This is a genomic window from Sedimentibacter hydroxybenzoicus DSM 7310 (genome assembly GCF_013403245.1).
GTDB lineage: Bacteria > Bacillota > Clostridia > Tissierellales > Sedimentibacteraceae > Sedimentibacter > Sedimentibacter hydroxybenzoicus.
The window spans coordinates 93,014-106,193 of record NZ_JACBNQ010000012.1 but is presented as its reverse complement, the minus strand read 5'-3'; the positions used below and the strand labels follow the sequence as shown (position 1 = coordinate 106,193).

The 13,180-nt window shown below is 34.5% G+C and carries 15 protein-coding genes and 1 pseudogene; 11 read left to right on the top strand and 5 right to left on the bottom strand.

The features are described 5' to 3' along the window. The first annotated feature begins 283 nt into the window (after window positions 1–283). The 4 genes from HZF24_RS11430 (at window position 284) to HZF24_RS11415 (ending at window position 4,836) form a co-directional block, all read left to right on the top strand. Window positions 284–955, top strand: a complete 672-nt coding sequence (locus HZF24_RS11430; protein WP_179238452.1) for a response regulator transcription factor — start codon at window positions 284–286, stop codon at window positions 953–955. Beyond that, window positions 956–1,963 carry a sensor histidine kinase gene (locus tag HZF24_RS11425; protein WP_179238451.1) on the top strand — a complete coding sequence of 336 codons (1,008 nt, stop codon included), beginning with the start codon at window positions 956–958 and terminating at the stop codon, window positions 1,961–1,963. It begins immediately after the preceding gene. 136 nt (window positions 1,964–2,099) lie between these two features. After that, complete coding sequence (locus HZF24_RS11420) at window positions 2,100–2,867, top strand: ABC transporter ATP-binding protein (protein WP_179238450.1); 768 nt, start codon at window positions 2,100–2,102, stop codon at window positions 2,865–2,867. Then, entirely contained in the window at window positions 2,860–4,836 is a 1,977-nt protein-coding gene (locus HZF24_RS11415; protein ID WP_179238449.1) for an FtsX-like permease family protein, read from the top strand. The genes HZF24_RS11420 and HZF24_RS11415 overlap by 8 nt, the downstream gene beginning before the upstream one ends. 17 nt (window positions 4,837–4,853) lie before the next feature. Here HZF24_RS11415 and HZF24_RS11410 read toward each other — a convergent pair whose 3' ends face one another. Continuing rightward, a complete protein-coding gene (locus HZF24_RS11410) occupies window positions 4,854–5,207 on the bottom strand; it encodes a two pore domain potassium channel family protein (protein WP_179238448.1) in 354 nt (117 codons plus the stop codon). A gap of 102 nt (window positions 5,208–5,309) precedes the next feature. On the opposite strand from HZF24_RS11410, the gene HZF24_RS11405 reads away from it, so the two are divergent. After that, window positions 5,310–6,224 carry a DMT family transporter gene (locus HZF24_RS11405; RefSeq protein WP_179238447.1) on the top strand — a complete coding sequence of 305 codons (915 nt, stop codon included), beginning with the start codon at window positions 5,310–5,312 and terminating at the stop codon, window positions 6,222–6,224. Window positions 6,225–6,291: 67 nt separating this feature from the next. On the opposite strand, the gene HZF24_RS11400 is transcribed toward HZF24_RS11405, so the two are convergent. Continuing rightward, window positions 6,292–6,657 carry a DUF4363 family protein gene (locus HZF24_RS11400; protein WP_179238446.1) on the bottom strand — a complete coding sequence of 122 codons (366 nt, stop codon included), beginning with the start codon at window positions 6,655–6,657 and terminating at the stop codon, window positions 6,292–6,294. Window positions 6,658–6,732: 75 nt separating this feature from the next. Continuing rightward, window positions 6,733–7,461, bottom strand: coding sequence for a YetF domain-containing protein (locus tag HZF24_RS11395; protein ID WP_179238445.1), 729 nt, complete (start codon window positions 7,459–7,461; stop codon window positions 6,733–6,735). 391 nt (window positions 7,462–7,852) lie between these two features. Between HZF24_RS11395 and HZF24_RS19050 the strand changes: the two genes are divergently transcribed. From HZF24_RS19050 to HZF24_RS11375, 5 genes and pseudogenes are all read left to right on the top strand, one after another. Continuing rightward, window positions 7,853–8,086: a hypothetical protein gene (locus HZF24_RS19050; protein ID WP_246346086.1), complete on the top strand. Its 234-nt coding sequence runs from the start codon at window positions 7,853–7,855 to the stop codon at window positions 8,084–8,086. A gap of 24 nt (window positions 8,087–8,110) precedes the next feature. Continuing rightward, window positions 8,111–8,506, top strand: a pseudogene (locus HZF24_RS19045) (C-GCAxxG-C-C family (seleno)protein); the annotation flags it as partial. Window positions 8,507–8,765: 259 nt separating this feature from the next. Then, window positions 8,766–8,957, top strand: coding sequence for a Sec-independent protein translocase subunit TatA/TatB (locus HZF24_RS11385; protein WP_179238443.1), 192 nt, complete (start codon window positions 8,766–8,768; stop codon window positions 8,955–8,957). A 129-nt stretch (window positions 8,958–9,086) separates the two neighbouring features. Next, window positions 9,087–9,785 carry an AzlC family ABC transporter permease gene (locus tag HZF24_RS11380; RefSeq protein ID WP_246346084.1) on the top strand — a complete coding sequence of 233 codons (699 nt, stop codon included), beginning with the start codon at window positions 9,087–9,089 and terminating at the stop codon, window positions 9,783–9,785. Continuing rightward, a complete protein-coding gene (locus tag HZF24_RS11375; protein ID WP_179238442.1) occupies window positions 9,782–10,108 on the top strand; it encodes a branched-chain amino acid transporter permease in 327 nt (108 codons plus the stop codon). Before HZF24_RS11380 ends, HZF24_RS11375 begins: the two co-directional genes overlap by 4 nt. Window positions 10,109–10,169: 61 nt before the next feature. On the opposite strand, the gene HZF24_RS11370 is transcribed toward HZF24_RS11375, so the two are convergent. Further along, window positions 10,170–10,733 carry a spore coat protein gene (locus HZF24_RS11370; protein WP_179238441.1) on the bottom strand — a complete coding sequence of 188 codons (564 nt, stop codon included), beginning with the start codon at window positions 10,731–10,733 and terminating at the stop codon, window positions 10,170–10,172. 131 nt (window positions 10,734–10,864) lie between these two features. Here HZF24_RS11370 and HZF24_RS11365 point away from each other — a divergent pair, with 131 nt between their 5' ends. Then, complete coding sequence (locus HZF24_RS11365; RefSeq protein WP_179238440.1) at window positions 10,865–11,566, top strand: B3/B4 domain-containing protein; 702 nt, start codon at window positions 10,865–10,867, stop codon at window positions 11,564–11,566. 82 nt (window positions 11,567–11,648) lie between these two features. Here the strand turns inward: HZF24_RS11365 and HZF24_RS11360 are convergent, their stop codons facing one another. After that, window positions 11,649–13,001 carry an alanine/glycine:cation symporter family protein gene (locus HZF24_RS11360; RefSeq protein ID WP_179238439.1) on the bottom strand — a complete coding sequence of 451 codons (1,353 nt, stop codon included), beginning with the start codon at window positions 12,999–13,001 and terminating at the stop codon, window positions 11,649–11,651. Window positions 13,002–13,180: the final 179 nt, after the last annotated feature.

Below are 13,180 nucleotides of genomic sequence, written 5' to 3'. Positions count from 1 at the left end.
TGTTGGTTTTCCAACTGTTTCTCTGTTAAGTTTTCGTAATTTTTGTTACTTGCTGCTGACTTTGTCAGCAGTCTGAGGCGCCGGTATCCGGCGCCTTTAGATTTTGAAGTGCTGAGATCCTTCGAGCTAAAGTTATCAGGATGATACAAACGATATTTTCGCAGGTCTGTTTATAAAAATATTCTGTAATCACCCTAAGGGTGATTTTGATTGATAAAATCGAGATATTAATATAAAATAAGTTAAAAGGCGGAGATAAGCAGAATTAGGAGTGGAGGTAAAAATGTATAATATACTGATCGTAGAGGATGATTTAACAATAGCGAACACATTAAAGGCTCATCTTTTAAAATGGGGCTACGATGTGGAATATGTTAAGGATTTTAAGAATGTTACAGAGAAATTTAATGAGCATAAACCGCATATTGTTTTATTAGATGTGATGCTGCCTTTTTTCAATGGGTTTCATTGGTGCAATGAAATCAGGAAAATATCAAAGGTGCCCATTATGTTTATTTCCTCTGCTTCTGACAATATGAACATCGTAATGGCTATGAATATGGGAGGTGATGATTTTATTGTAAAGCCCTTCGACATAAACGTTTTAACTGCAAAAATAGGAGCATTATTGAGAAGAGCCTATTCACTTCAGGAATATATTCATGAAATAGAATATAATGGTGTTTTGTTGAATTTAAACGACACAACCCTTACATACAACGATACAAAGATTGAACTGACAAAAAATGATTACAGGATAATGCAGCTTCTTATGGACAATATAGGGAAAGTTGTTTCGAGAGAAGAAATAATGCAGCATCTTTGGGAAAGCGACCAATTCATTGATGACAATACATTGACTGTAAATATAACACGACTGAGAAAAAAGCTTTCAGAAATAGGACTTGATAATTTTATCAAAACCAAAAAAGGTATGGGATATATGGTGGGTTAAATGAGAGAGTTTTTTAAAGTTTTGTTTCAATATTTTGCAGGAAAAACTGTTGCAATCATATCTGCTGTAATATTTATCACTGTTTTTATCGTTGTTTTTTTGCTTTATTCATTGCCTGTAGAACCGGTATTGTATGCAATGCTGCTTGCGGTAATGTTTATTTTAATTGTTGTGCTATTGGATTTTATAAGGTTTTATAAAAAACATAAGGAGCTTTTAAGATTAAAAAACAATGTTACGGAAGTGAACATTAAAATTAATGACTCACTTAATCTGATTGAAAAAGATTATCAGGATTTAATCAAAATAATACATAATAACAGCGTAGAAAATATTAATGAAAAGAATAAATCTTACACAGATATGATGGATTATTATACTGTGTGGTCACATCAGATAAAAACACCTATTTCTGCGATGAGGTTAATACTTCAATCAGAGAAATCCGAAATAAACAACGAGCTTTTAGAGCAGCTTTTCAAGGTGGAGCAATACGTTGAAATGGCTTTGCAATATATTCGTCTCGACAGCCTTAACTCGGATTTACTGTTCAAAAAATATTCCCTTGATGATATTGTAAAACAAGCAATCAGGAAATATTCCAAACTATTTATACGAAAAAAAATAGTATTGGTCTATGATGAGTTGAACCACACTGTTTTGACAGATGAAAAGTGGTTGCTTTTTGTTATAGAACAAATATTATCAAACTCTTTGAAATATACGCATCACGGTGAAATCAGAATTTTCATGGATCCGAAATTATCAGACGCCTTAGTCATAGAAGACACAGGCATAGGAATTGAACAGGAGGATTTACCGAGAGTATTTGAAAAAGGATTTACCGGATATAACGGCAGAGAAGATAAAAAATCTACAGGTATCGGGCTGTATTTATGCAAGCAGATACTGAATAAGCTTTCACATACAATTGCTATTGAATCAGATGTAAACAAGGGTACAAAGGTTAAAATAGGACTAGATACTGTTAAAATTAATATAGAATAGCCTCATGCTGCTGGAAAGTTCAGCCTGTAAACTTACATATATGTAAGAATAACAATAAAAATGTAAGCCAAAGTTATGGCAGGATGCATTAATGTTTTGATAATATGAGCAGGAAGAAAAATTATTGGAGGTAAATATGTCACTTTTACAAGTTAAAAATTTGAAAAAAATATATACAACCCGCTTTGGGGGTAATCCTGTTCAAGCACTATCAAATGTTTCCTTTTCTGTGGAAAAGGGTGAATATGTAGCAATTATGGGTGAATCCGGTTCCGGAAAAACAACCTTGTTAAACCTTCTGGCTTCACTGGATAAACCAACGAATGGAGAAATATTGTTAAACGGAAAAAACATTGTAACAATCAACGAAAAGGATATTTCCGGATTCAGAAGAGATAACCTTGGCTTTGTATTTCAGGATTTCAACTTGCTGGACACATTTTCGGTTAAAGATAATATATTCTTACCCTTGGTTTTAGCAGGAAGACCTTATAATGAGATGGATGAAAAATTAAAACCTATATCAAGGCAATTAGAGATTTCTGATATATTAAACAAATATCCGTATGAAATATCCGGAGGTCAGAAACAAAGAACAGCTATAGCAAGAGCACTTATAACTAATCCAAAGATAATACTTGCGGATGAACCGACCGGCTCTCTTGATTCAAGAGCTTCTGACGGTGTTTTAAAATTATTTAATGAAATTAATGATGACGGACAGACAATAATTATGGTTACACACAGCGTTAAAGCTGCAAGCCACGCAAAAAGAGTATTGTTTATAAAGGACGGGCAGCTCTATCACCAGCTTTATAAAGCTTCTATGTCAAATGAAGACCTTTATCAGAAAATTTCAGACACACTTACTATGATAGCTACAGGCGGTGACAGAAATGAATAAATTTTTCTATCCTAAGCTTGCCGTAAATAATATTAAGAAGAACTCTAAAACATATATTCCTTACATGTTAACCTGCATAGGGACTATCATGATGTTTTATAATATTTGTTTTTTAGTTGTGGCGAAAGATATAGAAATTGTACAGGACAGCGGGTCCTTAAGACAGGTAATGTTATTAGGTGCTATGGTAATCGGAATATTTTCATTGATATTTTTATTTTACACCAACAGCTTTCTTATTAAAAAGCGTAAAAAGGAGTTCGGGCTTTTTAACATACTTGGTATGGAAAAAAAGCATATATCCAAAATAATATTTTTCGAAACATTGATTACTTCGGCAATTACACTTACCGTAGGTATATTGTCAGGTATTTTATTAAGCAAGTTAATAATCTTATTTCTTTTTAAAATACTATCCTTCAATGCAACCTTTGGATTTGAAATATCACCAACAGCTATACTTGCTTCTCTGTGCCTTTTCGGCTCAATCAATGTAATAAACTTTATATTCAATATTACTCAGGTTCATCTGTCTAAGCCCGTTGAGTTATTAAAAGGCGGAAATGCAGGTGAAAGGGAACCGAAAACAAAGTGGTTGTTAACAATAGTCGGAGCATTGTGCCTTGGCACAGGGTATTATATAGCGGTTGTTACCGAATCACCATTAGCTGCTTTAAATTTATTTTTCGTTGCTGTTATATTAGTTATAGTGGGGACGTATTGTTTGTTTACGGCAGGCAGTATAGCAGTATTAAAGCGTTTAAGAGAAAACAAAAAATATTACTATAAAGCTAATCACTTTATTTCCGTTTCGGGTATGATATACCGTATGAAACAAAATGCCGCAGGGCTGTCTAACATCTGTATTTTATCTACAATGGTTATTGTAATGATTTCGTCAACCATATCATTATACACGGGTATGGAGGATATTCTGAAAACACAATATCCCAAAGATATAATTATCAGTGCTTATGAAATTTCGGATGAAGAAGCAAAAACGTTAAATGAAATTATAAATCAGCAAACATCTGCCGCGTACATTGAACAAAAAGATGTAATTTACTATCGTTCTACGGAACTTCTTGCTATTCAGGAAGGAACATATTTTAAGCCGGTAGAAAATCAATTTGATACAATGGATAGTATTTCAACAATAGGAATTATTACACTCGAGGAATTCAATAGAATGGAAAATAAAGCTGTTGAGCTGAAGGATGACGAATGTTTATTGTATTCACAAAGAGGCAGCATAACAGAAAATGAATTAAATTTAAACGGATACAATATAACAATAAAAGAAAAATTAATGTCTTTAAGTTCATTGGACAGGGAGGCTATGGCAAGCATAACAAATTCCTATGTTATTGTGGTCAAAAGCTTAGATACAGTAAATCGAATATCTGCTTCCATGAATATAACTGAAAGAGTTGATATTCGTTCGTATTATTATGGGTTTAATATTGATGAAGACAGCGAAGTTCATGTAAACCTCATTAATAATATAAACAGCTCTATCAGAGAAAGTGATACTTACGGCAGAGCAGATGGTCCGGAACTTTCAAGAGAAAGCTTTTATACAATGTACGGAGGGCTGTTTTTCCTAGGTATATTTTTAGGGATACTGTTTATAATGGCAACTGTCTTAATAATTTATTATAAGCAAATTGCAGAGGGTTACGATGATAAGGAACGATTTGATATTATGCAAAAGGTCGGAATGAGCCGCAGTGAAATAAAAAAAGCAATTAAAAGCCAGGTGCTGACCGTGTTTTTTTTACCGCTTATAACCACAGTTGTACACATCGTATTTGCATTTAAGGTAATTACTAAATTGCTTTTAATATTTGGTATGACAAATGTACCATTATTCGCTATGTGCACGGTAGCAACTATAGCTGTGTTTGCCTTATTCTATCTGGTTGTATATTATTTAACTGCAAGAGTCTACTATCAAATAGTGAGTTAATAATATCAGGGACTTATTTATTTTTTATGGCTTCTTAAAAAGCTTGGCTTATAAATCAAATATTTTAACAATATAGCATATGGCAGAATAAATCCCACAAATGCCTGTACCATTGATACTGCTTTGGAAAGTCCTAAAGGAGTCATGTCTCCGTATCCTACGGCAAACAATGTTATATAGCTGAAGTACAGAGAGCGGCTGATTAAATCTATAAGCTGGTTTTGATGTGCGGCTGAAGCATAATGATCTACTATATAACCAAGCTTAAGTAATGTTAAGGCTATATAAACTATTGAAAAACATACCGCTATAAAAAAATACAAATTAAATAAAATTATAATATTATAAATTACTATATTTTTACGATTCACAAAATTACCCCCGATTATATATAAATTATATGTTAAATTAAAAATTATAGCATTTTAATTTTTAATGATGTATAATTTCTATAGGTTAAAGGGGGTTTAATTATGACTAAGCAAATAAAGGCTGATATGATGCTGCTGTTAGTTACCTTAGGCTGGGGAGTTTCATACCTGTTGGTAGACATAAGTTTGGAAGATATGGGCTCATTTACATTAAATGCAAACAGATTTCTGATTGCATTTGCAGTTGCAGTTGCTTTATCTTATCGTAAACTGAGAAATATTTCTAAGGAAACTTTAAAATACAGTATTATTTTAGGTTTTCTTCTGGTGTTTGTATACATAGGCGCTAACTTGGGTGTTCAATATACAACATTGTCAAATACAGGATTCTTATGCGGTCTGTCTGTTGTTTTTACCCCTATTTTATCAAGTGTTATATATAAGAAAGCACCTGATAAAAAGCTCAGCATTGTAATAATAATGAGCTTTGTTGGAATTGCATTATTAACCTTAAAGGATAACTTTGCAATTAATTCTGAAAATTTGTTTGGTGATTCGATGTCTATCATGTGTGCCTTTGTATATTCAATCGACCTTTTGATTACTGAGAGAGCCGTTAAAAAGGAAGAGGTTAATCCCTTCCAGCTTGGAATTCTTCAACTGGGGGTTACAGGAACACTTAATTTACTTCTTGCATTCATATTTGAAAAACCGAATTTTCCCACAACACCAAATATATGGGCTTCGGTATTGTTTTTATCTATATTCTGCACGGGACTTGCATTTATAATACAGGCGGTAGCTCAGCAATATACGAGCGCATCTCACGTGGGAGTTATATTTTCTCTTGAAACGTTGTTTGCGGGTATAGTTGCGTATATATTTGCTCGCGAGGTTCTTACTTTAAAATCATATATAGGAGCATTTCTGATGATTTTAAGCTTGTTTATAATGGAAGTGGATCATAGAACCTTATTAAAAAAATTAAGGATAAAATCAATTAAAACAAGCGGCTGACACCAAATCTTTGATTTTATGTCAGTCGCTTAAACTATAAGTGAAAGAAGCTGAGGATGATGCTTGTTTATTTTCCTAAATTTTCCCAATGCTCGTAAGCTTCTGAAAGTTCCATCATAGCACCGGCCTTATCCCTTGCCAGTATAGCCCCTCTAAGTCGTGCGACACTTTTGTCAAAATCATTGATTTCATTTCTTTCAGCACTGAATTGAACTCTTTTAACTATTTTCATCCATGCATTATTTAAATCAGCAATCTTGTTATTTGCTTCATCCCAGTTTTCCATGTTTACATCATTCATAATCAGCTCTATGGATTTTACGACATTATCGTTTTCGCTGTAGGAATGTTTTAAATAATTATCGCTTACCATAATTAAAATAAAAAGTATAATAGATGCAACGGGTATAGCCCTGACTAAAAACTTTCTCATAAATTCTCCTTCTGACGGGGACATTCCTCCTATCCCACAGAGACTTGCCCTATGAAAGAGGTGTGTCGCCCTTCCTTAATATGGTCCCTTGTAATCACCTATATCCAATATTTTTTTTATATGATCCTTATATTTATCTACATATAAAGAACCTCCGGGATTTAAGGTAGCAAGAAAAACTTCAGACACATCTTTAATACCTTGCGATTTCAGCTGGGTAATCAGCCACTTTTTATCTTTATTAAGCTGTTTTAAATTTTCCTCTATTAATATACCGTCGTAAATCAACTCCGTACTAATGCCGGATTTCTTCTTGTTTATATTTAAATCCTTGCAGGTTACATTTTCATATTCCGGTTTTTTAAGAACGGATAATTGCCCGTTAGATTCAATGATTGCAAAGTCAACCTCCGTTAAGTCAAATACATCTTTATTTCTTAATTGCTCCATGATATCACTGACATTGTATTTCATTTTTCTTAGTGCATTCTCCATAATTTTGCCGTTCATTATTATTATTGTGGGTTCACCTTCTATGTATTTAGCTGCATACCTCCATTTCATTGTTATAAATTCCATAGTAAAACCTAACAGTGCCCAACTTAACAAGCCGACCCAATGAGGCCATGCCCTGCTTGACAAATCTACAGTTAATTCTGCGGCGATTGAACCGATGGTAATGCCAAGAGTATAATCAAAGAAATTAAGCTGACTTATTTGCTGCTTTCCTAATAATCTTGTAAAAATAAGCAATGAAAAAAAAGCTATTATAGCGCGTACAGCTACAACCAAACCTTCACTCAAATTTACTGCCTCCTTACGGTTGAATTTATAAATCCTCGAATATCATGTAAATCCCTTACTGAATATTATTCAGCAAAAATTAAATATTATTCTATATAAAAAAGCAGAGTCAGCAAATTGACTCTGTGAAGCATCATCGCTACAATTTTGATTATAGAGTAAGTTTGTTATTTTTATCTTAAAGTATAATTTGTTATATTTTATACTATAAGAGCGTTTTCTATAATTTATAAATTGTTAATAAAAAGTTAAGATTAGTGTATACATTATATTTGCAACAGTTATTGACAAATGACATAAATAATACTTGAACAAAAATAAGACAAGTAGTATAATATAGACATGTAAAAGTTTTTCTTAATTACATAAATTTATATTAAGGAGATTAAATATGTCAGAAAACAAACAAATTTCAAGAAAGGATTTTCTCAAAGGAATGGGTTATACTGCGGCAAGTGTAGCAGTAGTAGGTTCATTAGGCGGATTGCTAACAGGATGTTCTCAACCGGCACCAGCAGCTGTTGATACATCACAAGAACCACAACATCCGTTTCCGTACAAGAAAATCGATCCTGCTAAGGCAGAGGCAGCAGCTTTTATTGGATATAAAGAAAAGGGTGGCTGAGGCAGCGGTGTTGCTGAAGGGTTCTTCAGAATATTAGCGGAAGAAGTTGGATATCCATATAATCAATATCCAACAGCAATGTTTGTAAATGCAGGCGCAGGATATCAACAAGCGGCATTATGCGGTTCGTTAGGTGTTGCGGCAGTATGTATAGGAGCAGTTTGTGACCCTGATACGTCAAAAAAAGTATTAGTTGAATTAGAAAATTGGTATAGAGGAGCAGAACTTCCGATTTATCAACCTGATATGACATTAGATACGACTGTTGCCGATTCAATTCTATGTGCGGATTCAGTTGGTAAATTTATGGAGAAAACAGGCTTTGCAATGGGAAGTGACGAAAGAAAAACACGTTGTGCAGGTGTAGCAGCTGACGTTACTAAAAAAATGGTTGAACTCTTAAATGCTGAATTAGCATAATAATAAACAGGGGAGAAATCCCCTGTCAGGCTGCTGAAAAAGTCCCCCTGCTTCGTTGCCGCTGCGCCGGTCAATCCTCACGTATGTCTAATACGCTGCGGTTGCCCGTCTTCCGGCGCCTTGCAGGATGAACTTTTTCAACAGCCTATCATCTTGATGACTTTGTCATCAATCTGACAGGGGAGAAATCCCCTGCCTGTCCAGCTTGTTATGTTGATGATATTTCATAGTTAAATTTATGTTAAACGGAGGTAAGAACATGGGAAGACTTGGTCCTATGGAGCTTGTTTTAATTTTAGCCATTGCATTGATTATATTTGGTCCTGCTAAACTTCCTGAAATAGGCAAGTCCTTGGGAGATGCCTTTGGAAATTTTAAAAAGCAAGCAAATAAGGTTACGGAAGAAATAAAAATAGATATGAGTGATAATGGCGAAGAAAAAAAATCTTAAATACAATAAAAAATACTTAAAGCTCATTTAGGTATTTTTTATTGTACTTACAGTATACTTATTTTTTTCTTGAAATAAGGCTGCCGTTCATATAAAATAAGTCAATATAACTAATTAGGGGGAGTTAAGTTGACAGAAAAGAAAAAAGCATTGTTAGAGGCATTTCCTCACACCATTCCAATTATGACAGGATACATATTTTTGGGTGCCGCCTACGGCATAATAATGAACAGCAAAGGCTATGGAGTAATATGGGCATTGCTTATGAGTTTAATAGTTTATGCCGGATCAGCGCAATATGTTGCGATTACATTTCTTACATCTGTATTTAATCCGATATATGCTTTATTTCTAACCTTGATGGTAAACGCAAGACATATATTTTACGGTTTATCCTTAATGAATAAGATAAAAGATACAGGCAAGTTAAAACCATTTATAATATATTGGATGAGTGATGAAACTTTTTCTGTATTGTGTGCCGCAGAACCAAAAGAAGGTGTGGATAAAGGCTATTTCATGTTTTTTATATCTTTGCTTAATTATTGCTATTGGGCGCTGGGAACCGCAATGGGCAGCCTGCTTGGCAATATGATGACGTTCAATACGAAGGGTCTGGATTTTGCTTTGACGGCATTATTTGTAGTGATATTTATCAGTCAATGGAAAAGTCAAAAGAAGCATATTCCCGCTATCATCGGAGTACTAAGCTCAATTGCTTGTTTAATTATTTTCGGTCCGAATAATTTTATAATTCCTTCAATGATTGTAATCTTGATATTATTAACAATTATGAAAAATAAAATAGAAGGGGATGAGGCTGAATGACAACATTTCAAGCTTTAACTATATTGGTGGTAGTGGCTTTAGCAACTGCATCTACACGATTTTTACCGTTTTTTTTATTTTCCCGTAAAAGTGAAGGTCCATATATAAGCTATTTAGGAAAGGTATTGCCTTATGCTGCGATTGGAATATTGGTGGTTTATTGCTTAAAGGAAGTAAATTTAAACGCATCACCTTATGGTATGCCGGAGGGAATATCCATTTTGATAATTGCTGCTTTGCATTTGTGGAAGGAAAATACTTTATTGAGTATTGGTGCGGGAACCGTGGTGTATATGGTTCTGGTACAACATATTTTCATATAGTAGGTCGCTGAAAATAAAACAGAAAAAGTGGTTTAGCTCGCCGGCTAAACCACTTCTGCATTTACCGTGCCTGATACATCCCTTTGCTTGCCATATATTTATATAATGTCTCGCCGTGCTGTTGCTCTTCTTTTTGAATATGATTCAAAATGTTTCTAACCTGCGGATCTCTGAATTCGAAGATAGCAGTATCGTACGCTCCTGAAACGTATTTTTCAGTCATAAGCAAATCCGTGCATAAATCCTTATCGGATGTATTGTATCCTGAAGATTGATTTTGCGGTATAAAGCTTGATTGATACTGCATAGATTGCGCTTGATTCTGACTGCCGCTTTGCTGTGAACCGCCTTGACCGGAACCCTGTGCCTGAGAACCGGATTGTTGACCGCCGCTGCTTTGTTGTGAACCACCTTGACCTGATTGCTGCATTTGAGGCATTTGTCCGTTTAAAAGCTGTTCAATGGTATTATAATGCTCCTGCTCGGTTTGACCGATTTGTTTAAAAATGCTTTTAAGCTGTGGGTCTGTTGTTAAGTCTGCATAATTGGAATATTTTAGGACGCAGATTTTTTCATGATTTTTTTGATCCTCTAGTAAAGTTCTTTCTTTATTCGTAAAATTCATATGAAACACCTCCAATATTATTATTTTCAATTTGTAAAAAAATATTCCGACTAAATAATTTAAATAGGTAATTGCTTGATTATGGTATTATTGGTATAATATTTTTTAAAAGACAAACGAGGAGTGATAAAATGAAATATACAATTGATAAATCAATATTTAAATTAAAGCCGAATATTAAGTTCGGGATAATAGTAGGACATAATATTATTAATTCAGAAACCTCTGATGAGGATGAACGAAGATTAAGAAATGCGGAAAACAAAATGAGAAATGAAGTAAGTCAGGAGCAATTAAGAGAACTGCACAATGTGAAGAATTACAGAGAGGTTATGACTGAGACGGGAATTAATCCAAATAAGTATCCTCCATCAGTGGAAGCGATGTTTAAAAGAATTATCAAGGGAGGCCGGCTGCCTGTTATTAATGCTCTTGTTGACCTTTGCAATGCAATTTCTATAGAGCAGGGTATATCCCTGGGAGGTCACGATTTGAAGGATATACATGAGGATTTAGAGGTTCGTTTCAGTAGGAAGGGAGATATATTTTTACCTTTTGGCTGTGAAGAGTATGAAGATGTACAGGAAAATGAATTAGTTTTTACAAGCGGCAATGTTGTTCAGACTTTAAAATGGGTTTGGAGACAAAGTGAATTGGGGAAAATTACGCTTGACAGCTCTGATATATTTTTCCAGCTTGTCGGATTTGAATATGAGAAGGATTCATCTTTATACAATGCTATGGAAGACATCGAATCTCTGATAATCAATAGATTTAAAGGAAATTGCAAAAAATACTTAGTTGATATTCATAATAATTCCATAGAATTTTAATTATACCCCCAAAACTCCAATGTTGCTTCGAAGAATTAAAAAAGGTTGGAGTTTTTTGCTCCAACCTTTTTGAGTCATTATATTATTTTTCTGAAAGTTTTTCTTTTGCAAAGAATTCTTTAGTAAGCTTGAATACTGTACCGCTTAAGAACACAACACCTATTAAGTTAGGAATTGCCATTAAGCCGTTTAATGTATCAGCTAAACTCCAAATAAATCCAAGACCGCCTATTGCACCTACAACTACGAAAGGTATCCATAAAATTCTATATACCATAATTACTTTAGGTCCGAATAAGTACTCGGCACATCTTTCGCCGTAGTATTCCCAACCAACTATTGTTGAGAAAGCAAACAATACGATACCGATAGAAACTATATATCCACCGCCAGGTAAAGTTGCACCAAATGCTTCTGTAGTAAGAGCCGCACCTGTTGCGCCCGTTTGCCAAACACCTGAAGTGATAATTGCTAATGCAGTGATTGAACAAATAACAATAGTATCCATAAATACTTCGAATACTGCCCAAAGTCCCTGACGTACCGGATGATCCGTAGTTGCCGCCGCATGAGCTATAGGAGAACTACCTAAACCTGCTTCGTTAGTAAATACTCCACGAGCAATACCATATCTGATTGCTTGCCTTATACCTACACCTACAAATCCACCAACTGCCGCCTGACCTGTAAATGCGCTTGAGAATATTAATCCAACTGCCGCCGGAATTTTAGCTATATTAATAACTAAAATTGCCAATCCGCCAAGAATGTAAACTGCAGCCATGAAAGGAACCAACTTTTCAGTGAAAGCACCGATTCTCTTTATACCGCCGATGATTACCAATGCAGTTAAAATTGCTAGCACAACTCCTGTCATCCATGGAGCAATGCCGAAAGAAGTTTCTAAAGCATCTGCAACTGAGTTAGACTGAACCATGTTACCTATACCGAATGCCGCAAATCCTCCGAATATAGCAAACAATACAGCCAACCACTTCCATTTAAGTCCATTTTCTATATAGTACATAGGTCCGCCGACAAAACGTCCGTCTTCTGTCTTTTCTCTGAAGTTAACGGCTAAAACAACTTCAGCAAACTTTGTTGTCATACCAAGAATAGCCGCCAGCCACATCCAGAAGATAGCTCCGGGTCCTCCGGCTGCGATTGCGGTTGCAACACCGGCGATGTTACCTGTTCCGACTGTTGCAGCAAGTGCTGTTGCAACTGCCTGGAATGGTGTTACTTCGCCTTCGCCTTCTCCGCCTTTTGCAAACATCTTGAAAAGGGTGTTTTTTAAGATATAACCTAATTTGGTTATTGAGAAAAATCCTGTTTTTACAGATAAAAATAGTCCTGCTCCAACGATTAATACCAATATTGGTGGTCCCCACACAATACCGTTAATAAAATCATTTACCGCCATAATTTGTTCCATGTTTCCTCCTTGTAGTAAAAAAAATTTAGTAATTTAAAATAAATGCGTTATAACGTATAAAATATGTTATTACGAAATATAACGTTTTCTAATTATAACATTATGAAAACATATGCACAACACAATTAAAATGAAAAAAAGTTCATAAGTATGATAAATAAAGTAACATTTTGAAATTT

What these genes read in the sequence shown, in the direction of transcription:
- HZF24_RS11430 (WP_179238452.1), top strand. Translation starts at nt 284, where the DNA reads ATGTATAATATACTGATCGTAGAGGATGATTTAACAATAGCGAACACA.
- HZF24_RS11425 (WP_179238451.1), top strand. Translation starts at nt 956, where the DNA reads ATGAGAGAGTTTTTTAAAGTTTTGTTTCAATATTTTGCAGGAAAAACT.
- HZF24_RS11420 (WP_179238450.1), top strand. Translation starts at nt 2,100, where the DNA reads ATGTCACTTTTACAAGTTAAAAATTTGAAAAAAATATATACAACCCGC.
- HZF24_RS11415 (WP_179238449.1), top strand. Translation starts at nt 2,860, where the DNA reads ATGAATAAATTTTTCTATCCTAAGCTTGCCGTAAATAATATTAAGAAG.
- HZF24_RS11405 (WP_179238447.1), top strand. Translation starts at nt 5,310, where the DNA reads ATGACTAAGCAAATAAAGGCTGATATGATGCTGCTGTTAGTTACCTTA.
- HZF24_RS11400 (WP_179238446.1), bottom strand. Translation starts at nt 6,657, where the DNA reads ATGAGAAAGTTTTTAGTCAGGGCTATACCCGTTGCATCTATTATACTT.
- HZF24_RS19050 (WP_246346086.1), top strand. Translation starts at nt 7,853, where the DNA reads ATGTCAGAAAACAAACAAATTTCAAGAAAGGATTTTCTCAAAGGAATG.
- HZF24_RS11385 (WP_179238443.1), top strand. Translation starts at nt 8,766, where the DNA reads ATGGGAAGACTTGGTCCTATGGAGCTTGTTTTAATTTTAGCCATTGCA.
- HZF24_RS11375 (WP_179238442.1), top strand. Translation starts at nt 9,782, where the DNA reads ATGACAACATTTCAAGCTTTAACTATATTGGTGGTAGTGGCTTTAGCA.
- HZF24_RS11370 (WP_179238441.1), bottom strand. Translation starts at nt 10,733, where the DNA reads ATGAATTTTACGAATAAAGAAAGAACTTTACTAGAGGATCAAAAAAAT.
- HZF24_RS11365 (WP_179238440.1), top strand. Translation starts at nt 10,865, where the DNA reads ATGAAATATACAATTGATAAATCAATATTTAAATTAAAGCCGAATATT.
- HZF24_RS11360 (WP_179238439.1), bottom strand. Translation starts at nt 13,001, where the DNA reads ATGGAACAAATTATGGCGGTAAATGATTTTATTAACGGTATTGTGTGG.